The organism is Cellulophaga sp. Hel_I_12 (assembly GCF_000799565.1).
Classification (GTDB): Bacteria; Bacteroidota; Bacteroidia; order Flavobacteriales; family Flavobacteriaceae; genus Cellulophaga.
In genome coordinates, this window is the sequence record NZ_JUHB01000001.1 from 2,381,985 (window position 1) to 2,404,809 (window position 22,825).

21 protein-coding genes are annotated in these 22,825 nt (G+C 36.3%); 1 reads left to right on the plus strand and 20 read right to left on the minus strand.

Features of this window, described 5'->3' with window-relative positions; genetic code table 11:
* Positions 1-28: 28 nt before the first annotated feature.
* From GQ45_RS10345 to GQ45_RS10400, 12 genes are all read right to left on the minus strand, one after another.
* Positions 29-796: a hypothetical protein gene (locus GQ45_RS10345; protein WP_047417584.1), complete on the minus strand. Its 768-nt coding sequence runs from the start codon at positions 794-796 to the stop codon at positions 29-31.
* Positions 797-906: 110 nt separating this feature from the next.
* On the minus strand, positions 907-1,845 hold the full coding sequence (locus GQ45_RS10350; protein WP_156125409.1) for a hypothetical protein: 939 nt from the start codon (positions 1,843-1,845) through the stop codon (positions 907-909).
* Positions 1,846-2,300: 455 nt separating this feature from the next.
* On the minus strand, positions 2,301-3,290 hold the full coding sequence (locus GQ45_RS10355) for a 2-hydroxyacid dehydrogenase (RefSeq protein ID WP_047417589.1): 990 nt from the start codon (positions 3,288-3,290) through the stop codon (positions 2,301-2,303).
* A 129-nt stretch (positions 3,291-3,419) separates the two neighbouring features.
* On the minus strand, positions 3,420-5,147 hold the full coding sequence (locus GQ45_RS10360) for an amidohydrolase (protein WP_047417590.1): 1,728 nt from the start codon (positions 5,145-5,147) through the stop codon (positions 3,420-3,422).
* Positions 5,148-5,276: 129 nt separating this feature from the next.
* Complete coding sequence (locus tag GQ45_RS10365) at positions 5,277-6,812, minus strand: amidase (protein ID WP_047417591.1); 1,536 nt, start codon at positions 6,810-6,812, stop codon at positions 5,277-5,279.
* 324 nt (positions 6,813-7,136) lie between these two features.
* Positions 7,137-7,946, minus strand: coding sequence for an SDR family oxidoreductase (locus GQ45_RS10370; protein ID WP_047417592.1), 810 nt, complete (start codon positions 7,944-7,946; stop codon positions 7,137-7,139).
* Positions 7,947-8,054: 108 nt separating this feature from the next.
* Positions 8,055-9,011, minus strand: a complete 957-nt coding sequence (locus GQ45_RS10375; RefSeq protein WP_047417594.1) for an alpha/beta hydrolase — start codon at positions 9,009-9,011, stop codon at positions 8,055-8,057.
* Positions 9,012-9,216: 205 nt separating this feature from the next.
* Entirely contained in the window at positions 9,217-9,723 is a 507-nt protein-coding gene (locus GQ45_RS10380) for a GNAT family N-acetyltransferase (protein ID WP_047417597.1), read from the minus strand.
* 129 nt (positions 9,724-9,852) lie between these two features.
* Positions 9,853-10,410, minus strand: a complete 558-nt coding sequence (locus tag GQ45_RS10385; RefSeq protein WP_047417599.1) for a hypothetical protein — start codon at positions 10,408-10,410, stop codon at positions 9,853-9,855.
* 150 nt (positions 10,411-10,560) lie between these two features.
* Entirely contained in the window at positions 10,561-11,349 is a 789-nt protein-coding gene (locus tag GQ45_RS10390) for a PhzF family phenazine biosynthesis protein (RefSeq protein WP_047417601.1), read from the minus strand.
* Positions 11,350-11,540: 191 nt separating this feature from the next.
* A complete protein-coding gene (locus tag GQ45_RS10395; protein ID WP_047417607.1) occupies positions 11,541-12,395 on the minus strand; it encodes a cyanophycinase in 855 nt (284 codons plus the stop codon).
* 125 nt (positions 12,396-12,520) lie between these two features.
* Positions 12,521-13,129 (minus strand): heme-binding protein, encoded by a 609-nt coding sequence (locus tag GQ45_RS10400; RefSeq protein ID WP_231555183.1) that lies wholly within the window; start codon positions 13,127-13,129, stop codon positions 12,521-12,523.
* 334 nt (positions 13,130-13,463) lie between these two features.
* Between GQ45_RS10400 and GQ45_RS10405 the strand changes: the two genes are divergently transcribed.
* The gene (locus GQ45_RS10405; RefSeq protein ID WP_047417609.1) at positions 13,464-14,627 is read left to right on the plus strand and encodes a hypothetical protein; all 1,164 of its coding nucleotides are present in this window, start codon (positions 13,464-13,466) and stop codon (positions 14,625-14,627) included.
* A 439-nt stretch (positions 14,628-15,066) separates the two neighbouring features.
* On the opposite strand, the gene GQ45_RS10410 is transcribed toward GQ45_RS10405, so the two are convergent.
* The 8 genes from GQ45_RS10410 to GQ45_RS10450 form a co-directional block, all read right to left on the minus strand.
* Positions 15,067-15,510, minus strand: a complete 444-nt coding sequence (locus GQ45_RS10410; protein WP_047417610.1) for a hypothetical protein — start codon at positions 15,508-15,510, stop codon at positions 15,067-15,069.
* Between the two features lie 384 nt (positions 15,511-15,894).
* The gene (locus GQ45_RS17615; protein WP_052188192.1) at positions 15,895-16,617 is read right to left on the minus strand and encodes a DUF6090 family protein; all 723 of its coding nucleotides are present in this window, start codon (positions 16,615-16,617) and stop codon (positions 15,895-15,897) included.
* Positions 16,618-16,923: 306 nt separating this feature from the next.
* Positions 16,924-17,187: a hypothetical protein gene (locus tag GQ45_RS10420; protein ID WP_231555184.1), complete on the minus strand. Its 264-nt coding sequence runs from the start codon at positions 17,185-17,187 to the stop codon at positions 16,924-16,926.
* 103 nt (positions 17,188-17,290) lie between these two features.
* Positions 17,291-18,832, minus strand: a complete 1,542-nt coding sequence (locus GQ45_RS10425) for a M20/M25/M40 family metallo-hydrolase (RefSeq protein WP_047417612.1) — start codon at positions 18,830-18,832, stop codon at positions 17,291-17,293.
* A gap of 307 nt (positions 18,833-19,139) precedes the next feature.
* A complete protein-coding gene (locus GQ45_RS10430; protein ID WP_047417615.1) occupies positions 19,140-19,388 on the minus strand; it encodes a hypothetical protein in 249 nt (82 codons plus the stop codon).
* Positions 19,389-19,579: 191 nt separating this feature from the next.
* Entirely contained in the window at positions 19,580-20,812 is a 1,233-nt protein-coding gene (locus GQ45_RS10440) for a serine hydrolase (protein WP_052188193.1), read from the minus strand.
* Positions 20,813-21,089: 277 nt separating this feature from the next.
* A complete protein-coding gene (locus tag GQ45_RS10445; RefSeq protein ID WP_047417617.1) occupies positions 21,090-21,680 on the minus strand; it encodes a YdeI family protein in 591 nt (196 codons plus the stop codon).
* 21 nt (positions 21,681-21,701) lie between these two features.
* On the minus strand, positions 21,702-22,361 hold the full coding sequence (locus tag GQ45_RS10450) for a DNA alkylation repair protein (protein ID WP_081980971.1): 660 nt from the start codon (positions 22,359-22,361) through the stop codon (positions 21,702-21,704).
* Positions 22,362-22,825: the final 464 nt, after the last annotated feature.

A 22,825-nucleotide genomic window follows, 5' to 3' on the forward strand; every position in this document is an offset into this window, starting at 1 on the left:
CGTATGTTAAATTCTGGATCATCATTTATTACAAAATCGCCCCATTGTCTAACCAACGCTGTAAAAGTACCTCGTTATGCGATATAGCGACTAAATGAAAAGTCGTAAAACGTTTAAAAACTCTTGATGCTTCTAGCGGTTCTATACAGACTGAGATTGGAGCAAGATAGTTAGAGTGAATAAGAAGTAGTTCTCCCTCACGTTTTAAAAGATAGCCTACATGCCCTTCGTCAAAGCCAATAAAATAAATGCCTTCTTTGGTTAAGCTATCGATTTCCTCGAATGCCTTTTCTGGAGTATCTTGGGTAACGGTCTTAATTTCAGCACCACAGCTAATCATTTTAGCTTCATCGATTGGCGATTTTTGTGCTAAAGTATAGCGGTTGAGTTTCATTCCCATATCGCGAAGTGTGGTCGAAATAAAATAACCACAAGCAATTTTACCCTGATTGGGGATCGCCGTATGACCACCAAAACTCCAAGGAGTACCATACCAATGAGGTATGATTTTATCTACGAGCTGATTTGTAAATTCTGTTTTCACATGATCAAAAGAAATAGTCCCTAATGAAAGGTTTTCTTTTAAGCTTTTTCGAAGTTCAGCAGCACTTATTTTTGTATTGGAATAGGAAATTGCAATACTGTCTAAATTTTTTTTAGACGTCCTAAATTTTGCATTCTTAAAATGCATCATTTCAGCTATTGGCAGGGGCTTTTCAATAGTAAGGTCGTTGGCTGAATTTGTGGGTATTTCGTTTAAAAAACCAAATGAGAGTAGTAGGTACAATAAGAACATAAGCGTTTTTTTAGATAGATTAGGGGGTAATCTTATTTATGCTTAACGTTTTAAGTACTAAAAAATTTGATTATAAATGTTAAATTTTAATTTTCCCTTAACTTTTTAGTCTAAATAGTGAGGTTTACGGCCCACCATACTTGGTAATCACGAGGTCTTAAGGGACGGTAACTTTGAAAACCCTGATCTGCAATTTTAAGACCAATGATCTCTTTTTTTTCATCGCGTACATAGCCTATAAAGATGAACGAATGGCCATAGGGATCTAGTTTTTTTACATTTACACCGCGTACAACTTGTTCATAGTCATCTTTAAAACGCCAAACCTGCATAAGTGCTCCAGGTCTTAAATGGCCACTCCAAACTCCAGATGAATCAACCAAGGTACCCATACCGGCATAGGCAATAGCTCCGGCATTACCCTTGCCTCTATAGATTTCTGGTAGACTTCGCCATCCGCTGTGGGTGCCCGAAGCGGAAACATAGAGAAAATTAAATACTTCTTTAGGGGTATAAAATTTTGAGCCCATGCTATCGGGTAAATCTTGGTACAGCAAATGCCCATAAATTTCTTTATAGGCTTTTTCAAAACGGTCTTTACTGACGCTAAGGCAATGACCACCAGGCTCTTTGTTGGTACTATTCAAGTAATTTTCAACAATCCTATCTGCCACCGGACTGCTAATGTCTACAATATTAGGGTTTGCAAATTCTTCGACTAGTATTGCTTTGGCTATAATTTCGTTTTCTTCAGGAGTGGTGAGTTGAATCCTTAGCGAATCCGCTGTATGGGGTTGCATTGGTGTTTTGGGATCCGAGTTTCCTCGAATAAGTTGGTGATCATCAAAACCATAGGCTTGTTCCTCATGAACAGCACTACCCGTATTGCTAGTGGATTGCAATGCATTTTGATCCGAACCCGCAAGAATTGTTTTTTGCTTTATTTTTTTATTCGATAGGCAGCCCATCATTAAAAGACTCAAAAGCAGTGAACAGGTAAGGTAGTTAGAACGTTTTTTTTGCCTTGGGTTTAAAAAGATACACTTCATTTTTTAATCTTAATCTGGTTTTTTAAATGCACTCAAACGAGCCGAATCCTTGGCCTAGTGGTATTTTTAAATTTTCCAAACCAAAAACAAAGATAGTACAATTCCCGACGTCTTTTTAAGTGAAATCATTTCGAAAACCGATGAACATGTAACAGCTTTGTTTCTTGAATTTTGATGGAAAATAAAATTATTGAAAGGTTTTGTCCTAAATCTAAGGAGAAATTCTCCAAAAGATAAGTCTAAGAAGCTTAACTAAGTTCCCGAAAGGTAGTTGTCTTTAGCCGCTAATGGCTGGCATCATAAGAGATTTTTCGGCTTCTTGTACTCGCTTGAGTCACCTTCGCTAAGCAAGATTTTTTTTGGGTGCTACTAATGTGTTTAGTTTAGAAAAAAGTAAGTCCCGTTTTTAATAGTTCAAAATTTTATTTCTGTACAAGCAAAAAAAGGTAGAAAACTTATTTTACTTCATTTACTAATTCTTGGTTTTTTTCAAAAGCCTTAATATTATCCAATGTCGTCGTGGTAATTTCGGCCATCGCTTCTTTCGTAAAAAATGCTTGATGAGAAGTGATCAATACATTGGGAAAACTATTGAGTCGTAATAAAAGATCATCTGGTATGATACGTTCTGAAAAATCTTCAAAAAAAAGATTTTCTTCTTGTTCATAAACATCAATTCCTAAGTAGCCGATTTTTTTATTCGAAAGCCCTTGGATGACATCGAATGTATTTATCAATGCACCTCTACTGGTATTGATAATCATAACCCCTTCTTTCATTTGAGCTATAGACGTTTTGTTGATGATATGTTTGGTATTGCTATTTAATGGGCAATGTAAAGACAAAATATCTGATTGTTTAAATACCTCATGTACTGGAAGATAACGTACGCCTAAAGCGATCAATTCTTCTGATTGTAAAACATCAAAAGCAATAATCTTACAGCCAAATCCTATCATTATTTGGCAAAAGGTTTTACCAATCTGACCCGTGCCAATGACGCCAATGGTCTTACCCTTTAGATTAAACCCAATTAAATTTTTTAATGAAAAGTTTCCTTCTCGGACTCTATTGTAGGCTTTGTGTGTTTTTCTGTTTAAGGTTAGTATTAAGGCCACTGCATGTTCCGATACTGCCTCAGGGGAGTATGCGGGCACACGAACAACTTTAATGTGCTTGTTTTTCGCAGCTTCAACATCAACATTATTAAATCCGGCGCATCGTAATACAATTAGTTTAACGCCATTTTTTGAAAGTATTTCAATGGTATTTTTATCCACATTATCGTTTACAAAAACGCATACGACATCAAAGCCTATGGTTAGATTAGCCGTGTCACTAGTAAGCGCTGTTTCAAAGAACGAAAAACTATTCGAAACATCTTTGCTATACTTTTCAAAATATTCTTGATCATATGATTTTGTACTAAATACGGCTATCTTCATAGGAATATGCTGATTTTTTGCAAATAGATTGCTTTCTATATTTTTAATTCCTGTTTTTTATTTGCGACATACCCGCCAAGTTTAAGCCTAAAAAAATGCCCTATTCCTGAGCTTGCTTTTTTTAGATGTTTAATCTTTTGCCTGATAAACGACCTTTCCATCAAAAATAGTCATTGCTATTTTAGTCTTTAAAATATCATCTTCGGGAACGGTCATTAAATCTTGATTGTAAATCGTAAAATCGGCCAGCTTACCAGCACTGATAGAGCCTTTAATCGCTTCTTCAAAAGCACCATAAGCAGCGTCTAAAGTATATGATTTTAAAGCTTGAGCTCTGGTCATTTTTTGTTCGGGTTCGTAACCACCTTCTGGCATCCCTTTCAATGTTTTTCTACTCACGCTGGCATAAAAACTAGCAATAGGGTTAATAGGTTCTACCGGAACATCGGTACCATTTACAATGGGAACACCACTTTGCAATAAGGCTTGCCACATATAGGCGCCTTCCTTAATGCGTTTTTCCCCTAAACGATCAATAGCCCAAGGCCTGTCGGAAGACATGTGCACCGCTTGCATCGCGGGAATCACACTTAATTCGGCAAACCTAGGAATATCATCTGGATGCAAATGCTGTGCGTGCTCAATACGAAACCTATGATCGGTACCTAATTTTGAAGCTTCATTTAATGCAGCCTCATAGCGATCTAGAATTTCTCTATTGGCCCTATCCCCTATGGCATGGGCACATACTTGAAACCCATGCTGTAAGCCATTTAATGCCGTTTCTTTCACAAATTCCATCGGAAGTGTTTCATGGCCAAAATGGTCTGGACGGTCTGTGTAGGGTTCTAAAAGCCAAGCCCCGCGTGCTCCTAAAGCTCCATCACAATTTAATTTTACCGAACGAATGGTAAAACGATGGTCTGGATCTACCTGTGGTCCTTTTGAGTACCACTCCTTCAGCAGTTCTTCATCCCATCCCGTAAGCATGGCATAAATTCTTATCCCCATATTATCCTTCGCTTTCATTTCATCATAAAGAGATATGGCTTCTCGACCAATCCCCGCATCATGAAAACTAGTTATCCCGTTTTTATAACAGGCTTCGACAGCTAGATTAAAAGCTTGGGTATTTGTTTCTGTGGTCTTTTGAGGGATGTGCTTACCAATTAAGGATTGCGCACGCTCATTAAAAATACCAGTGGGTCTACCCGATTTATCAACGATTACTTCGCCACCTTCAATTTCAAAGCTTTTAAAACCTTCTGGATTTACCACTTGTAAACCAGCAATTTCCATTGCTTTTTCATTGGCAAAGCCCGCATGGCCACTAGCGTGACTTAAATATACAGGATTGTCAGGAGACACCTCACTAAGCCTATAGTGTGTTTGAAAGCCCATGACATTGTCAGAAGGAATACTATCCCACTTACTTTGGTGCCAACCTCTGCCTACAATCCACTCACCCGGTTTCGCCGTTTTTACGCGTTCTGCCACCGCATCAATAATTTCTTGGTAGCTGTTCGTATTCATTAGATCGAGCTGTAGTTCATTATAGCCTAAACCCATAAAATGACCATGGCCTTCAATTAAACCTGGCGTCATGGTCTTTCCTTGTAAGTCCATATCTTGGGTTTGTTCGTTTTTGTAGCTCTCCGCTTCGGCCAAACTTCCCGCAAAAAGAATGGTGTTATCTTTTATAGCTACTGCCTCAACGGTGGTTTGGGTCGAGTCGACCGTGTAAATGGTTCCCCCATGAATAATCATGGTGGCAAATTCTTTGTTCGAATCGGCACAAGAACCCAAAAATAGTAGGGCAATGGCCATGGTGCCTAAAAGAGAAAATCGTGATGACATAGTATTTATTTTTATATGTGTAAGTTACATTATTTAGAGCATATGGATCATTTTGACTTTTCTATTTTTTTTGGGCCTCTACTTTAACTCCTTATGCTTATGCTTTTGGTTTCTAGTGATAGCCTTCCTCTAAAGTGATGGTGGAATTCTGTGTTTTGTACCCTGCTCGTAGCCATAGGTTATTTTGATTAAAGTTGGCTCGTCATACATCCTTCCAAGAAATTGAAGACCTGCAGGCAGCTGTTCAGCACTAAAACCCATGGGGACTGTAAAGGCGGGTTGTCCTGTATGAGGTGCAATTATTTGGCTGTTATCTCCTTTATATTCTTCCTGAAAACGGTCAAAATGGGCTGGTTTATTATTCCATGAGGGATAGATAATTGCCTGTATATTTAAGGAGTCCATAACATTTTCTATGGCTTCTCGAAAAGCAATTCTATGTACATCATGGTACGCATCTAAACATTCGGCATCAGAATCTCCCCACCTTCCTTTCGCCGTGGTACTCTCTATTAATTGTTCTTTTGAATAGTCAGAAGTGCTACCGATTCTAATAATATCTTCTAAGGTTTTAAGGCTGTCTCTTTTTACATAGGTCGCTAAAAAAGACTCCACATCAGTTCTAAAGCTAGCGCACCATTGGTTTTGTCTAAGCCTGCTAAAATTAGGAATTACTAGGGGGTCAATGATGACAGCGCCTAAGGAATCTAAATCCGAAATTGCTTTTTCAAATAAAACTTGAATATCAGTATCAATTTTATCATCGCTGAGCTCCCTAAGAACACCTATTCTAGCCCCCTCTAAGCCATTTGCAACTAAATATTGTCGATAGTTCTCAGGTGTTTTATTGATAGAATTTTGAGTACTAGGGTCTTTTGCATCTACACCCACCATTACTTCCATTATTTTTGTGGCATCTTCGACGCTGCGGCACATGGGGCCGACCACATCATTTCTTAAAAATAAAGGAACGATTCCTTCTCTACTGATGAGGCCAATCGTAGTTCTAAACCCTACTAGCGCTGTGTGCGATGAAGGGCCTCGAATAGAATTCCCTGTATCAGTACCCAAACCACCTAGGGCAAAGTTTGCAGCCACCGCTGCCGCCGTACCACCGCTTGAACCCGCAGGAACATAATCGCGATTGTAAGGGTTTAAGGTTGTTCCATGGGTAGAGCTTTCTGTATGCTTGGCAGAAAAGGCCCATTCGGCCATATTTGATTTTGCGAGAATAATTGCACCTGCCTCTATAAGTTTATCAATCACAAATGCGTTTTCGTCCGGAACAAAATCTTGAAGGGCGAAAGCACCAGCAGTCGTCGGTAAACCTGTTGTGTTGATGTTGTCTTTAATGATAATCGGAATACCATGAAGCGGGCGTAAAACCTTGGTACGCTGGTATTCTTCGTCAAGAGCACATGCTGTTTGTTCCGCATTAGGATTGATGATCGTGATGGCATTAATTTTGTCATCACTGGTATGTATAGCTTCTATATAGGCCTTCACTAGCTCTTGACTATTGTATTCACCTTCCTCATAGGCTTTGTGAATAGCAGTAATGCTTAGTTCTTCAATCTTGAAATTCTTTTTTTGCTCCGTTGGTTTACAAGAACTTACACAAACAAAAAGCAGCGTAAATCTTGCAAAAAATTTAAATATATTCATGGTATTATTTTGGTTATACTATGCTTGATAATAAAAAGTAATGCGCTGAACAGTCAGTTTTATTTTGATGCCCCTAAGCGCTGGATTAAAGATAGCACAATTGCTTTGTACCCCCAAAAAATGGTAAACTAAGCCCAGTGGATATCATACAATTTGCCTTTTAAATCTTTTAGATGAAATTTGTAAATACCTGACTCACCTAATTTGTACCTCTAGTTCCTTTGTCTATTTCTTTCATTGATGGGGATTAAAATACCGTATCGATGCTGCTGTACATTTGTTTTTTCTTCTCTTGGGTTTTGGATAGGCTACTACTTCTATTTTTTATTCTGGTTTTGGACCTTTGGCAACAATAGTTCTCACCAAGCTAGGAAACCAGCGCTGCAACCAAACAAAAACTCTTCCGTGCGTTGTGAAAATATAGGTTCTTTTTCGCTTAATTATGGCTTTCACGATAACTTTTGCCGCTTTATCTGTTGGCCACATTAATTTTGACGGACGTGGATCTGAACGTTCAGGATGCCAAAGGCCTTCATTATCAATTCTGGCAATCTCAGACTCCACAAAGCCAGGATGTATCGTTGTACAGGTCACCCCAGTACCCTTTAATTCAACTTGTAAAGTCAGACCAATCGAATGAACCGCTGCTTTTGACGCGCCATAGGCACCTACATTAGGATTAGGAAGATAAGCCCCTACACTGCCGAGTAAACCAATCCGACCCCGGTTTTGCTTCAAGTGTGGTAGCGCATATTTTACTGTTAAGGCTAAGCCTGTGACATTGCCTCGTAATTGTCTGTCCCAATCTTTAGCCGTTAATTTAGCTATACTTCCAAAAACACCAAATCCAGCATTGGCCACAGTAATATCTAAACGTCCCCAAGCGCTTATAATTCTTTGAACAGCATCTTCTATGGATGCTTCTTCCATAATATCAACAGGGACGACCAATACTTCACCACCCGAATGGCGAATCTCTAGAGCGATTTTTTCTAATAGTTCTTTGCGTCTGGCAGAAACAACCACTTTATATCCTAATCTTGCCCACTCAAAGGCCATGGCCTTGCCTATTCCGGACGAAGCACCTGTTATCCAAACAACCTTTTCTTTTGTATGTGTTATGGCTTGTTTCATTTCGTTTGACGCTTATATTTTCAGGTTATTGATGGGAAGAACAACGCTTCTTTGGATTAAATTCGCACTCGTTATTTTAGGAGTAAAGACCCCTTTTGAAGAAAGGCACTATTCATTAAAACTATCTATAAATGCGCTTAATGAATGAATAAATTCTTCTCTGGGTGTTTCCATAAAGGCGGCATGGTCTCCACCTGCAATGACACGCCAACTTTTATCAGATGATTTTAACCGCGTAAATAGTTTAGCCTGATGTGCTGTGGGTGACAGTGGATCGAACTCTCCTTGCAAAAGTAACACGGGTACGGTGATTAATGAAGGGTCAATAGCATTATAGTCACTTTCATTTTTCCAATCAACGCGGATAGGGTCACTCGCTAAGGCCATTTTTACATAGGTATCAATCGACTTTTGGCTTATGCTTCCTGGGGTGATAAAATCACTGGCAGCGCTTTCAGCCGTATTTATGCGTTTCTCTAACTGCATATCACTTGAACTCTCAGGGATTTCAACGTCTAAATCTTGCCAATAACCAAAAACCGTTAAACTTGCTATTTTAGTTGCATTTTGTTGCGTTGCTAATAAGGATAGTGTGGATCCCATAGACCAACCAAATAGGTGCACTTTACGATCCTTATTTTGAGCAGAAATCCAATCTAAAACCGTCAAAATATCCTTTGAAGCCTTATTGGGTGTAGCCCATTCTGTGGCATCTCTTGGTGTGCCTCCATAACCTCGTAAATCAATAGCGTATGTGGTATAGCCTTGGGCCACCAAACCATCCATCAAAGATAAATCTTCACCTTCTACTTGCAAATCAAAATCAGGAACGCCGCTCCACGTGCGCCCATGCACAAAGAGCATAAGGCCTTTAGGATTTTCTGCTTTCTTTTCCCAAACTGCCATAGGATGGCCCTCTGATATTACCTTATGTTTTAACAGGGCGTTGCTAACAAAGCTTGTCGCTGTTCTAGGGTTTTCAGCGTTTTTATTTTCTGTTTTACAGCCTATGGCTACTAGTACGATAAGAACTAGTAAGAATTTATTATTTAAAATATTTTTCATTAGAATACTCTTTTAATGCATTAATGCTTTTGATTTTTGATAAGGTTGCTAATGTTAGGTGTATGATTCATGGCTTCTTTAAACACCTAATTTAGTACATACAAATAATATAGAAAATACAATAGGATTTTAATACGCTGACTTCCGCCAGCAATTCATTGTTTCGGTTTAGTCACCAGGATTTTCCGATGCCATGAATTTCCTGTTAAAGGCTCATTTGAAATAAACAAACGGTGGCATTACTGTAATGCGCCGGAAGTTGAGACGTATCTTTTAATTTGGATAAGCCTAAAAAATCGAACCCACATTTTTTATAATACCTAATGAGGCCCATATTTTCTCCTACAGTATCCATTCGTACATACTTTTTATGATGCTGTTTGGCATAGGCTTTTGACCAATGTACAATTTCGCGTACTAAATTTCGACCTCTAAAGTTTGGGCTTGTCGCAATACGATGAATATAAACTGCGGGATCTTCGTTTCTTTTTTCCCAAATTTGAGCATCACTTTCTGTAATTGCCCAAACACAGGCAATTTCATTATCTACTACTATTTTATATTGTCGGTTTTCTGCAATTTCTTGTTGAATTAATTTTCTGTCGAACATCGGCCAAGGAACTGCTGATTTCGTTTTTTGAAAGTCGGTGGCTAATTTATAAAGTTCAAATATGCTATCAATATCTTCACTTTCGCTATTACATATGTGCATAGGCCTGTTGTTTGTTTCGCTTGCTTAGCAAGTATCGTATGTGGTTTCGAGCTTTTTTAAACACTAATTTAGTACAACTTTCTGCTACCAGTACTTATCTTTAGGTTTAAGTCCTTTCCCATCTTTTTGTCACATTTTTTTTAGCAATCGTTGAATGGGTATTCGATGTTTACGCTGAAGTAGTATCGGGTAAAAATTCAGTATAACGTTCAAAGGTTGCATCCACATAAAAACATAGGTGTGCCCTTTAAAAAGCAAGACCAGAGAAAGCGCAAAAACCAAAATGAATGCCATAAGATGTCCAAATTCAGATTGCTTGGTATGGTAATTAAAAAGTAAAATGCCCGATTTTGTACCGTTAAAATATTTTTTATTCTCTTTTTTTCGATAAAAAGTTTTCAAAAGAAACCACCTAAAATAGGCAACGCCAAGCCATGTATACCATATATGAAGCGTTTTTGGGTTTTCAATTTGATAGTACTTCTTCGGTAAAATTTTGTTGGTGGGGTACACAAAGCCTAAGAAAGCTAGAACACCTGTGATTAAAAAGGTAAAGGCAATAGCGGATACACTAATGGCCAAAAGTGAAAATTTTTCTGGTGCTACCTCAAAAAAAGTGATGGTCAGCTTGTAGGTGTTATAGGCTAAAAAAGCAGCAAGCATCGTGAATACAATTTTTTTTGCCATATGCTTTCTTTTAAAATCTTTTTACCTTGTGTTGACTTTCTGTTTTCTGCCTCATGTTAAATATATGGTAAGTAGGGCAAAAACCAAACCTTTATTTTAGGTCAAAGACTAACCAGCCCTATTTGCTGTATATCATGTTGGCCGTAATTTTTATTCAGTCCATATATTTCCGATAGAATAGGTTTTCGCTTTTCCGCTGATGATTACTCTATCGCTTTTATTTATGCATTGTAACGCTCCACCTCTATCCGAAATTTGTAGTGCCTTAAGTTTTTCTTTTCCAAGTCTCATTGACCAAAACGGGATTAATGAGCAATGGGCTGAACCAGTTACTGGGTCTTCTAAAATTGAAGCTTGTGGTGTAAAAAACCTCGAAACAAAATCACAATTTTCTCCTTTAGCTGTAGTAATTACTCCGCCTGTACCAAGGTTTATTTGGTCAAAGATTTGCCTATCAATTTTGATATTCTCAACTTCTTGCTTTGTGTCATACACCAACATATAATCTCTCGATTTAAAAACTTCTTTAGGTTGTATGTTTAGTGATTTTTTAATTATTTCAGGTAGCTCAGCAGCAACAGGCATTCGTGACGGGAAGTCTAAACTGTACACATCATTTTTTATGGAAACAATTACATCGCCACTTAGTGTTTCAAATATGATGCTGTCTTTTGGATAGTTTAAGATTGTTTTTAAACAATGAGTTGTTGCGAGCGTTGCGTGACCACATAAATCCATTTCAATTTCAGGGGTAAACCAGCGTAGATGTATTTTAGCTCCTTTGTCTACAAAAAAAGCCGTTTCAGCAACTGCATTTTCTTTCGTAATCTTGAATAATATAGCATTAGGCAACCAATCATTTAAAGGAACAACGCACGCAGGATTTCCGCCAAATATTTTATCTGTAAAGGCATCTATTTGATATAGTTCAAGTTTCATTATTATTATTCGTTTTACTTTCTGGTATCCATTAAAAATACAAAATTATCTAGATAGGTTTTGTGTACGGTTCGTTGTGTGTTAAGCAAATCTGCCGGTGAGGTGGCGGGCATCACATCAGATAGGGTTTTCCAGATGAGCAGAGACTAAGGCATGGCTTAGCTATAACTTTGTTGGCAGCTGTGTTTTTATTATTTTACTTTTCTATTCAACAAATCGTAAGTATCTCCTTTTCTAAGAAAATAAAAAAGACTAGATTTTTCAGGTAGTTTTTTTAGCGAAAAACCCTCTTTAGAATAAAAATTTCCGTCATAAACAAGTACATAGTTTTCTCCAATGACTTCAAACTCATTTCCCTTAACCACTATTGCCGTATTTTCATCAATGCCAATACCCAATAACTCTGGGTGGTTCTTTAATATCTCAAACATATCGAAGTGTCGATTTCTTGCCAAAACATGTTGGTCAATAGCTACATTCTTTAGGTAGTTAAAGCCTTCTTCATGGTCGCCCATCATAATTTGATTGTTTTCCGTGTCTCCACGTGCCAGGTAGCTACCCTGAATGGTTGCGCCAGCAGAAGAGCCACCGACCACACCACCACGCTCTAGAACCTTTCCAATCATTATTTCGGTCTTGGTGTTTTTATAAGAATCAACAAGTCTCCACTGTCTGCCTCCTCCAAACCAAACGGCATTAGCATTTTGCAATGGCTCCACAAAAGCATCAGAATCCGCAATTTTTCTGTCGTAGGTATGCAAAACACTTACATTGGTAGCGCCTAAGGCTCTTAATCTTCCAGCAAAACCAGAATTTTGATCATAGCTATCGCTACCACTTGCCGTTGGTATTACGACTATCACAGCATCTTTACCACCCGCTAATGCAATAAAACGGTTGATTATGGCTTCGCTTTGCATCGCTCCTCCTACTATGACCAACGACCCATGAGCGGGGCCTATGAGTTCTTTATCATTTTCTGAATTCTGGCTTTGTAAAAGTGAAAAACTTAAAGCGAAAATTAATAAAAGATGTCTATTCTTCATATCATTTTGATTTTTAATGTGGATTACTATGTGCTAAGCGTTGGTCTATGAAGCACAACATCGCTAAGGGTGCCATTAATTCATGTACACGGTTGCTGTTCGTTTTGTTTTTAGTCAAACGCTTTTCATTGTAATTCAACTATGATTTCATTTTTGCGATTAAAAACTTCATAAGGTGCATTATAGCCCAAAAAGTAAAACCGGTCAAAATAAGGAATGTTCTCTGCCTCTAAAGCTGATTTTAATTCTTGTTGATACCTTGCTATTTTTTTATCATTAGCCCAACCCTTAAACTGTATGGCAGCAACAGTTTTTGCCGGCTCTTCCTTAAATTCTATAAGAGATTGATCAGGTTTAGGAAGCATTTCTTTGTTAAATTTCTTTGGAACCATAAACATCATCGTCATAGAATCTTCTAACGACATAGTTACTGGAGCGGTCATCGCTATTTTTTCATTCCTTTCATTTCCTCCAAAAATATATCCTGCTAAAACAGAGAACCCTTTACTTGAAGAATTTTTATACCCAGTAGTGGAGAGTTTAACGGCCGTAAATAACCTTGCCTCATAACTTCTTATTTCAAAGGTGTCATATGTTTTATTAACGACATAAGGATAGGTCTCAATATTTCTTTGACTAGTAAAAGAAAAGACTTGGCTAACGATAAAAACAAGGAGGAGTATTCCAAGTACGATGAATAGTATTTTCATTTTTGTGTTTACGTATTTAGCCATATTACCTTTTAATGCACCCAACCATTAAATATACAAAATTATCTAGATAGGTTTTTTTATTTGAACTGTGGCGTGTTTTATAGCCTTTACGCTAACGAATAAATAAAAGATAGAAAGTCAACTGGGTCAGGAGGACATAGGAAAAAAGAAAACAATTAATTGTATCTGATGTTGGCAGTAGTTTATGACCATACAAGCCCCAATAAATCTATTTTTCAATAATTTTTGATTTTTGAGTATACCAACTTTTATACTTACTTGACAATTATTGTTTAACTAAAAACATTAAACATTAAACAAAACAAATATTTATTGTATCTTTATAAAAAAAACTATGAAAAATTTAAACAAAAATTTACTGTCCTTTTTACTAATGATTCCTTTGATTTTTATTAGTTGCAGTGATGACGAAGAAGTAAGTGTACCCGTAACTGAATTAAATTCAAAAATCTATGCCTTAGAGGCACTGGGTGATTTTGGTATTTCCGGTACAGCTAAATTTATCGAAAATAGCGATGCCACGTTATCTATTGAAATAGATGTACAAAACACCCCTGCAGGCGGTATTCACCCAGCGCACATTCACTTTAATACTGCTGCTCAAGGCGGTGATATTGCATTATCACTTGAACCTGTTAATGGCAATACAGGAAAAAGTATTACTACATTTACAACCCTTAATGATGGTACAGCCATTACTTACGAAGGACTACTTGATTTTGATGGTTATATCAATGTACATTTAAGTGCCCAAGAATTATCTACAATAGTCGCACAAGGAGATATAGGGCAAAATGAACTAACCGGCGAAAAAATAAGCTATAATTTAAACGAAAAAGATGTTCCTGGGATTAGTGGTACTATCGAATTTGCTGAACGTATTAATGAAACGACCTTGGTAACCATCAATCTTACGGGAACCCCTCCTGGGGGTAGTCACCCAGCTCACATCCACGAAAATGATATCGCTACTACAGGAATTATTATAGCGGGTTTAACTGCCGTTAATGGAGATACAGGTATTAGTAAAACGCAAGTAGAAACTTTAGTTGGTGGTGCTGCGGTAACCTATACCGAGTTATTGACGATTAACGCTTATGTAAATGTTCATCTTAGTGATTCTGATTTAGCTACAATCGTCGCTCAAGGCAATATTGGTTCTAACGCAGGCGCGGAGTCAAAAACATATAATGTAACCAATAGCGGAGCATCAGCGTATATTTTTAACGGAGAAGGGCTTTCAAACTCGAGTAATCCAAACTTTACGTTTAAGAGAGGGAGTACCTATACTTTTAACGTAAATGCCCCAGGTCACCCCTTCTTTATAAAAACAGTACAAGGAACAGGCACAGGAGACGCCTACAGTTCAGGTGTTAGCAATAATGGCGCTGTATCTGGAACAATAACATTTACTGTACCTACCAATGCACCAAATACCTTATACTACAATTGTGAATTTCATGGTTCTATGACTGGCACAATTACTGTAACAGATTAATTAGTAGTAGATTAAAACTATAAATTTGTTTAAAAAGTGAGATGGTAAACATCTCACTTTTTGCATTTCACCGTTTACTTTTTTGCTACATGATTTAAAGAGGCCAAAACAAGTATAGGCCTCAACCGGTATGCGGCACATATTCTATGGCTAATTTTTAAATAGTAAATGCATCCTTAGATGGTTTCTCTAATAAGCTGTCCTTTTGATCATTATTGTATATTTTAGAGTTTGATGTTATTTAGATAGTAGTTTCATAACTATTGTCAACGGTTTAGCTCGTATGTTTGCTTTATAGTTTGAAGATAGAATTTTTTTGGAGATTTATAACTTGCGTTTTAGGGCGTAGATTATAATACTTACTTTTCAATTTTTAATATGAAATAAAAAACCCTGCCAAGGTTTTTGACAGGGTTAAATATAAATTGTTTGCTTTCAATTAATTTCCTTCGCTTAGGGAGAAACTACCGTCTCCATTAAAGTTAGTAACCTGAATAGTTACGGTCCATATACCTGAACTTCCGGAAGATGTAAGCCCTCCTATAGTATCAGGCTCAGTACCGCCATCAATGGTTCGATCAAGCACTGTAACTCCTTCAGAATCCTTAACAATAATTTGAAATGAACCTTCAGTATTAGAAGTTATATCCGCATTATAGTCTGCTGTATTGAGTCTATTATTCCAGCTAAAAGTACGAGACGCAGAACCGCCGTTACCCTTAAAACTCGCATCTATGTCTCCATTAAAATCTGAACGGTCTCCGACCAGCAAAGTACCATTTACGGTTACATCGACGTACGTGTCATCATCTTTGCTACAGCTAACAACTGAAATTATTGCCATTAAAACTATAGCAATTTTTAAAAATCCTACTTTTTTCATGTTATTTTATTTGGTTTATAATTTTAAATAACGGCAGGAAAGGGAATAAATTATATTAAATGTTTTTAGTTTTTACATAAAAACATTTAATGATTGCGCGTTTTAAGTCTTTAGTTTAGATGCTCATCTACCGGGTAAAAAACAAATTGCTGATGTTTATTTTAATGACAAATTTAATGAATCCCCAAAGTTTTCTAAAATTGTCAGTATAGCAATACGAATAGGTTAAGAAATAGAATTGTAAAGGATGTTTGTATAAGGTACCCAATAACAAACAACGCTTGAGCTAAGCGGAGTGCGGAGGCAAGGAAACTTTTCGGTTTTGCCCTAATGTCCGCACTGCGTTTAGGTTTTGTTGTGCTTTCGTTATTTTTTATTCAGCTATTATTCTAATAATTCTTTGTCAATTTGAGAAATAATATCCTTAAGGCTTTCCTGGTTTATTACAAATGTTCTCCAATAATAAAAATTCTTTGATTGAAAATAAATATTAAGATCAGCAATTAAATACTCATCCGTTAAATCACTAATGTTTTTATAAGGCTTATAAGCTATTATATGAGCATATTTATAATTTAAATCAGATGATTCCTGCCTCAAGATTTCAAAAAGATTTTCATTGGTCGGTGCATTAAAAGTATAAAACCTTTGAATATTTGAATATAAGGTGTCATTTGTTATAAGGTCAGAATTGCCATCAGCAATCATTGCATCGTAGGCACTTGTGCTTGACCGAAAGGGCATATCATATCCAAATAACTCCGAATAAGATATTTTGCTAATAGTATCAAAACCTTCAATTGAAGTTATTTCTTTTCGAGGATTAAATGAAGGTAAAACCTTTTTAAAGTACATAATCTCTCTTCCCCAATAAGGTTTTAATTCTTCGATTAACTCTAAATCTTTAAACATATCCGAACGAATTTCTTTCAAAATAGTGGTAGCTTTCATTTTGCCCTTTTGAACTTCATTCCAATTATTAATCTGCAATGCAATCAAAATTCCAATAACGACCAAGATTATTTCTCCAATGGCATAAATCAGATATTTGCTGAATTTATTTTCAGTCAGCAATTTTTGTCTAATTTTTCTAAAAAACTTAATCATAGTTTCAAATTAATAGGTCTTTGCCGCTTTCGCGGGTACTTCACTTAATTATCCTCAGGAAATTTCGTTGTGCTAGGCAAAACGTCGTTTAGTACCATCATTAGTTAGCGATTCGTTATAATGATGCACAAAGGTCTCAGCTCGTATGTTTGTTTAATAGTTTGAAGATAGTATTTTTTTGGAGATTTAGAACTTGCGATGTATGGCGTATATTATAATACTTACTTTTCAATTTTTAATATGAAATGAAATAAAAAACCCTGCCAAGGTTCTTGACAGGGTTGAATATAAATGGTTTACTTTCAATTAATCTCCTTCGCTTAGGGAGAAACTACCGTCTCCATTAAAGTTAGTAACCTGAATAGTTACGGTCCATATACCTGAACTTCCGGAAGATGTAACCCCTCCTATAGTATCAGGCTCAGTACCGCCATCAATGGTGCGTTCAAGCTCTGTAACTCCTTCGGAATCCTTAACAATAATTTGAAATGAACCTTCAGTATTAGAAGTTATATCCGCATTATAGTCTGCTGTATTGAGTCTGTTCGTTAAGGGGCATAATTTACACAAGTTAAAATTAGCCTTTACTGTAAATTATAGGTTTGTAACTTAGCTTTGTTTTATATTTATTCTTTCTTATAAGCACTATTATCGCTATTTTTTATATTCGTTTTTACTGGGGGTTATTTTTCTTTCTAGGGATTTTTTCTTTCATATTATCCAAAGAATAAATGGTCCAGGCTAAAATGACAGCATTTTTAATCATGTCATTTTCATGAACATATTCCAATAGGTCAAGATTGGTATGATGCGTAGAAGTGTTATAAGCTAGGGCATCTTGTATAAATTGAAATGATGGTATATTATAATGATCAAAAGTTTCGTGATCTGTAGAAAGTGTATTTTCAATAGTTATAGCTCCAGAACTTAAATTAGAAATTGGCTCAAATATTTCTTGAAAAATTGGCCTTGCCAATTCATTTTTCTGCAAATAAACCCCTCTAATGACCCCAGCGCCATTGTCTAAATTTAAATAGGCTGATACTTTTGTAGATTCAGCGTTTGGTTTTTCATTTAAAGCTCCAAAGTGTTCTTTTGCATATGCAGCCGATCCTAAAAAAGCTTGCTCTTCACCTCCCCAAAGTCCAATCCTAATTGTTCTTTTGGGTTTATAGTTAATTTGTTTAAGAATGCGCAGCGCTTCTACTAAAACAATGCAACTAGCGCCATTATCGGTAGCACCTGTTCCAGAATGCCAAGAATCGAAATGTGCTCCTAGCATAATACTCTCTGACTTTAGTTTAGCGTCAGCACCTGTAATTTCCCCGATGATGTTTACATTATTTTCGGGTTCACTATAAAATTCAGCGTTCAAATTAAGACGTATAGTGGGTGTAGTATTTAATTTTATCATTCGGAACAATCTGCCAAAATGTTCAGGCATAATTGAAAAATAAGACAATGGTTTTAGGTCGCTATCCTTATAGTAATAAATTTCTTTAGGGTGTAAAACGCCTAAATAACTGGGCTGTGTGTTCAATAAAGCTAAAGCACCTTCGGCTTCTAAAAACTCAAGAAAGGGCACTTCCTGTTCATCTTCTATTTCCCATTCCTTAAATAGTTCGGGTAATGGTGTTGTTTTCACTTTAGAAGTTACTTGCTGTTCCATTCGTTTTAATTGTTTATCTGAATATCGAAACTCAATGGTATCTAATAATGATTTCTTCTTTGGTTCTTTTCCTAAAAGAATTATTTTACCCTTCAGTTTCCCAGAAAACTCATTTCGAACCTTAGTCATATCGCCAATATCCTCAATGCTTATTATTTCGCCAGAAACAATACCATCGGTACTTTTAGACATAGCCAAAGGATAGGCCGCAATTTTCATATAGTTGGGAGCAACCATTTCTACATTAAAGGTTTTAATACTCCAACCACGACAATCGGAACAATAATTCTCAAAATGTACATTTTGAAGACCAACTTTTTTCATCTTATTAGAAATCCAGTTGGCCGCCTTGTAATATTCTCTAGAACCTGTAAGCCTTTGACCGTAAACGTCAGTGAACTCACTTAACATGTTCATAGCTTCAGAATTATTGAATCCTTCACTACGAATTTTTGATAAGGTGTTTTCCTTAGCTGTTAATTGTGAATAGTTGTTGATCGAAAATCCTAGAAAAAGTGATAAGGCAATAATAGTTTTTAGTTTCATAAGTGTACCTAAGGATTGTTATATGTTGATTTTTTATGTATTCATTAGTAAGGTTTGGTGCATAGTTAGTTGCTTGGTTAAGCACTTAATTTAGCAACTAAATCACAGATAGAACATTCCTGCGGAATGTTCGTAAGTCTGCATTGAACAAGCAATTACTTATATACGGTTTTGATAACAGGATTTTATTATTAACAAAATCCGTGAATTTTTTTGCTCTGATTTCCGCTTCATTTTTCACCTTAATCAATTGAATTTAGCTTGTAATAAGTATTAATTTACCTCTATCTAGAAGGTTTATTAAAATCTAATTGGTGTGTTCCCGTAGTTTTAGTTCAGATTTAATTTCTTTAATAGCATTAAATGATAAAGGAATAAATGACCAACATGTGCAGGCTACAGCCAATAAGGCTATGAAAGTCTGTACATTGTCTTTAGCAATTAATCCATAAATTGAAAATGCTGTTAAAAGCGTTAATAGAATAATTAAGGCTTTATAAATCAATTTGTTAGCATTTAGTTTGGATCGTAATTGTTCAGATGTTCTGTTTTTCATTTCGTTTTGTTTTTAGCTCTTTACCAGCGTTTAGTATAAAAATCGCAGCCTGCCGATAGGTGGCTATGATTTCATATACCGTGTTATGGGCTTTTGAGCGTTGTAATTTCTGTATCACTGAATTCCAAAAATGTTGTCGCCTTATCAAAGAATAAATCTTCTTTTTATCTAATATGGGAAAATCAATATTGTTAATCAATCAATGCCCTATCGACTGTAGACTTAAATTCATTAGCGTAATCAGTTTTTGCTTGCATCAATTGGGTATAGCAGATAACGATTAGATTATGGGTCGGATCTATCCAGAATTTGGTAGACGCGGCACCTCCCCAACTATATTCACCAGTTTCTAGATGTACCGTACCTGAAAGTCCATGCCCGGTTCCTAAACTGGACTCCGCTTCCTTCGGGAATTGATCGGTCATGATCATTTGGGCCGCTTTTTCTGATAAGACACGCTTACCATTCAATTCTCCCTTATTCAAAAGCATTCTACAGAATTTTTCATAATCGGTCAATGTTGAGATGAGACCTGCGCCACCCAATAATAACTTTGGTGGGTGATCATCGTCTAAAGGAAGTAAATTCTCTCGTGCCTTAATCTTGCCGTTTTCGTCATGGGTATAGTTTACCGACATCCTGCCTCTTTTTTCTTCAGGTAGGTAAAATGCTGTATCATCCATTTTCAAAGGATCAAAAATGACAGACTTAAAATAAGCATCCAAGGTTTTACCTGAAATTACCTCTACAATATAACCGGCCACATCTATTCCCAAACCATAGTTATATTTTGTGCCGGGCTGAAACTTTAGGGGTATTGTAGCCAAATCTTTGGTCATTTCTGCAAGAGACCAGTCTTGACTCATAAGTTGCCTGGCCGCATAAACAGAATCCGTATAACTCTGTTCCCATCCATAAGGTATTCCAGAGGTGTGGGTCAATAAATGTCGAATGGTCATTTCATTTTTTTGAGGCTGTGTGCTGTGGTTACCATCCACTTTCTTATAAACAACAGTTTGGGCAAACTCAGGTATGTATTTAGACACCTTATCGTCTAATTCTAGCTTTCCTTGGTCGTAAAGGGTCATGATGGCTACAGCGGTAATAGGCTTGGTCATTGAGAAAATTCGGTACAAGGAATTTTCTTGTGTGGGTTTGTTATTGGCGACATCGATCATGCCATAGGTATCATTGTAGATCACTTTACCATCTTTGATTATTCTGACAAATGTACCAGGAAGTTTGCCGTCATCTACGTGTTTGTGCAAACGTTGGGTAGCTACGACCAGTGAGTCTGACGATATACCTACTGATTCAGGTGTTGTGGTATTGATCTTCGAAAGTGCTCCCGCATTTGTCTTGCAGGAACTGATCAGTAGAACAATTCCAATTCCTAATAAAAGTGTTTTTAGATTTTTTTTCATTTCAAAAATGTGTTTCGTGTCAAGTCAAACAAAAATATCAGCATTATTCCCTGTCTTCTTTTAGTTTCAATTTGATACAAGTTATAAAATTACTTTCTTTTTAAATTGCCCACAATCTCTAAATATACATACTTAAAAATACAAATTTTCTATATTGGTTTTGTTTTTTGGTTCTTTGCATGTTATAGCTTATAATGAAGCAGAACTGCAAGTAGTTGTAAGTAGGCGAGAACTAGCCATTAATTTTATGGGGTGTTTCCTGCTAGCTTTTCCACTTTCATTTACTGTATTTATCGATTAAACCTATTCCATCGAGAATTTTATCGGTACATTTTTCAATTCTCGCTTCCCGAGTTTTAGATTGTTTCGCTTGCGAAAAATATAGAAGATAACCTCTTTGTCGTCCAGGTGTTAAAGCGTAAAACGCAGTTTTTAAATCAGAATTATTATCCAATGCTTTTTTAAATTCAGCTGGCATTTCAAATTCTGAAGTCTTTTTCATTTTAACTTCTAATCCTGCTTTTTCTGCGTTAATTGCCTCAAATATATAGGTTTTGATTACTTGTTTTAAATCAATTATTTCTTGCAAATTTATGAATCGAATTTGGCGAGCAGATTGAACATTTTTAGTTTGTTGAATTAAAATATTATTAGTGTCTTTCAGCAATACTCCTTTGTGGAATAAAAGCGCACAATAATCTTTAAATCCATGAATTAAAACAATATTGTTTTTCCGAAATGTATAACAAGGAACTCCCCATTTCAATTCTTCGGTTAGTCCACAGTCCAAAACAATAGCTCGAAGCTTTTTATATTCCTTTTGCCATTTTGTGTCTTTCTCAAAGAACCAATCTACTTTCTGATTCATTTAATCACTTTTAAACTTCTATTACTTACTCTTTATATTCTTTAAATTTAAAAAATATTCCCTTGTTTTCTTGTCGAATTTTTCTAGAGCATAACGTAGCGTTATTCTTGACATTTTAGTTGCGTGTTTTTCAAGGAAAGTTTTTAGCTTTTCTTCATTACGTTTGCCTGCTTCCCCTATCCAACTTCCAACAGCTTTTTGGACATATTCGTTTTTGTCATTTACAAGTATTTCAGCAATTTTGAAAGTGTCTTCTATTTCGTTTTTTTGGATAAAAAAGTAGGTCCTTACAATTGCTGTTCTTCTTTCCATTGGATTCTCGGATTTTGCCAAATCGTATAGTGGTTTCGTGTCTTTGCCATATAAATATCCGCCAACCACATAAGGCGCACTTCTGTCTACCAAACCCCAATTATTTATCCACTTATGATTATCAATATACGCTCTGTATATTTTTTCTCGTTCCTCATGAGAAGTTTTCTTATTTCTAGCTTTCCAGTCTAGAATTGATACAGCACCAATTCTATGATTATCATTTTTATCTTTTAGCAATTTCACTACTTCAATCACTGGAGTTTGCTGATATTCTTTGGCTAAAGAAAATATTTCTCTTTTCGGAATTTCTCCCGAATAATCTTGTCCGATAATCTCTAAGGTTTCGATGAATTCTTTAGCGGTCATTTTTTTCAGCTTGTAGGTAACCATTGAACATAGTTAACTTAAGTGCTATCCCTCTTTTTTAAAAACCACTAAAATAAAGAAAAAAGCTACTTGAAATTAAGGCTTCACGGAAAAAAGAGGTGTATTCTATAAGCAACCCCAATACTCGAACAGCAGTACTTTTGGGTTGAAAACCCCATTATAATTGCGCCTTATCGATAAAGGAGAGCCTAGTTAAATGCAAAAAAGCCTGCCTTTTTTAAGACACGCTTTTAGTATTGGGTATGTTGAAGTGCTTATTTAATCTGAAATGTCAGTTCCAGTGAAACCCTGCAAGAGGTTTTGTATCGAGAACCATGGTAATCGGTAAGGGTTCTCAATAGTTCCACTGAGCGAAGTAAAAGTACAAATTAGTTTTCCGCTAGCGCTACCCACTAATTCACTCGAACTGACACCTCAACTTGCGCTTGAACTTGTATGTGTTT

What these genes read in the sequence shown, in the direction of transcription:
- GQ45_RS17615 (WP_052188192.1), bottom strand. Translation starts at nt 16,617, where the DNA reads ATGATTAAGTTTTTTAGAAAAATTAGACAAAAATTGCTGACTGAAAAT.
- GQ45_RS10425 (WP_047417612.1), bottom strand. Translation starts at nt 18,832, where the DNA reads ATGAAACTAAAAACTATTATTGCCTTATCACTTTTTCTAGGATTTTCG.
- GQ45_RS10385 (WP_047417599.1), bottom strand. Translation starts at nt 10,410, where the DNA reads ATGGCAAAAAAAATTGTATTCACGATGCTTGCTGCTTTTTTAGCCTAT.
- GQ45_RS10400 (WP_231555183.1), bottom strand. Translation starts at nt 13,129, where the DNA reads ATGGCTAAATACGTAAACACAAAAATGAAAATACTATTCATCGTACTT.
- GQ45_RS10350 (WP_156125409.1), bottom strand. Translation starts at nt 1,845, where the DNA reads ATGAAGTGTATCTTTTTAAACCCAAGGCAAAAAAAACGTTCTAACTAC.
- GQ45_RS10410 (WP_047417610.1), bottom strand. Translation starts at nt 15,510, where the DNA reads ATGAAAAAAGTAGGATTTTTAAAAATTGCTATAGTTTTAATGGCAATA.
- GQ45_RS10405 (WP_047417609.1), top strand. Translation starts at nt 13,464, where the DNA reads ATGAAAAATTTAAACAAAAATTTACTGTCCTTTTTACTAATGATTCCT.
- GQ45_RS10390 (WP_047417601.1), bottom strand. Translation starts at nt 11,349, where the DNA reads ATGAAACTTGAACTATATCAAATAGATGCCTTTACAGATAAAATATTT.
- GQ45_RS10360 (WP_047417590.1), bottom strand. Translation starts at nt 5,147, where the DNA reads ATGTCATCACGATTTTCTCTTTTAGGCACCATGGCCATTGCCCTACTA.
- GQ45_RS10450 (WP_081980971.1), bottom strand. Translation starts at nt 22,361, where the DNA reads ATGACCGCTAAAGAATTCATCGAAACCTTAGAGATTATCGGACAAGAT.
- GQ45_RS10445 (WP_047417617.1), bottom strand. Translation starts at nt 21,680, where the DNA reads ATGAATCAGAAAGTAGATTGGTTCTTTGAGAAAGACACAAAATGGCAA.
- GQ45_RS10380 (WP_047417597.1), bottom strand. Translation starts at nt 9,723, where the DNA reads ATGCACATATGTAATAGCGAAAGTGAAGATATTGATAGCATATTTGAA.
- GQ45_RS10365 (WP_047417591.1), bottom strand. Translation starts at nt 6,812, where the DNA reads ATGAATATATTTAAATTTTTTGCAAGATTTACGCTGCTTTTTGTTTGT.
- GQ45_RS10345 (WP_047417584.1), bottom strand. Translation starts at nt 796, where the DNA reads ATGTTCTTATTGTACCTACTACTCTCATTTGGTTTTTTAAACGAAATA.
- GQ45_RS10355 (WP_047417589.1), bottom strand. Translation starts at nt 3,290, where the DNA reads ATGAAGATAGCCGTATTTAGTACAAAATCATATGATCAAGAATATTTT.
- GQ45_RS10395 (WP_047417607.1), bottom strand. Translation starts at nt 12,395, where the DNA reads ATGAAGAATAGACATCTTTTATTAATTTTCGCTTTAAGTTTTTCACTT.
- GQ45_RS10370 (WP_047417592.1), bottom strand. Translation starts at nt 7,946, where the DNA reads ATGAAACAAGCCATAACACATACAAAAGAAAAGGTTGTTTGGATAACA.
- GQ45_RS10375 (WP_047417594.1), bottom strand. Translation starts at nt 9,011, where the DNA reads ATGAAAAATATTTTAAATAATAAATTCTTACTAGTTCTTATCGTACTA.
- GQ45_RS10440 (WP_052188193.1), bottom strand. Translation starts at nt 20,812, where the DNA reads ATGAAAAAAAATCTAAAAACACTTTTATTAGGAATTGGAATTGTTCTA.
- GQ45_RS10430 (WP_047417615.1), bottom strand. Translation starts at nt 19,388, where the DNA reads ATGAAAAACAGAACATCTGAACAATTACGATCCAAACTAAATGCTAAC.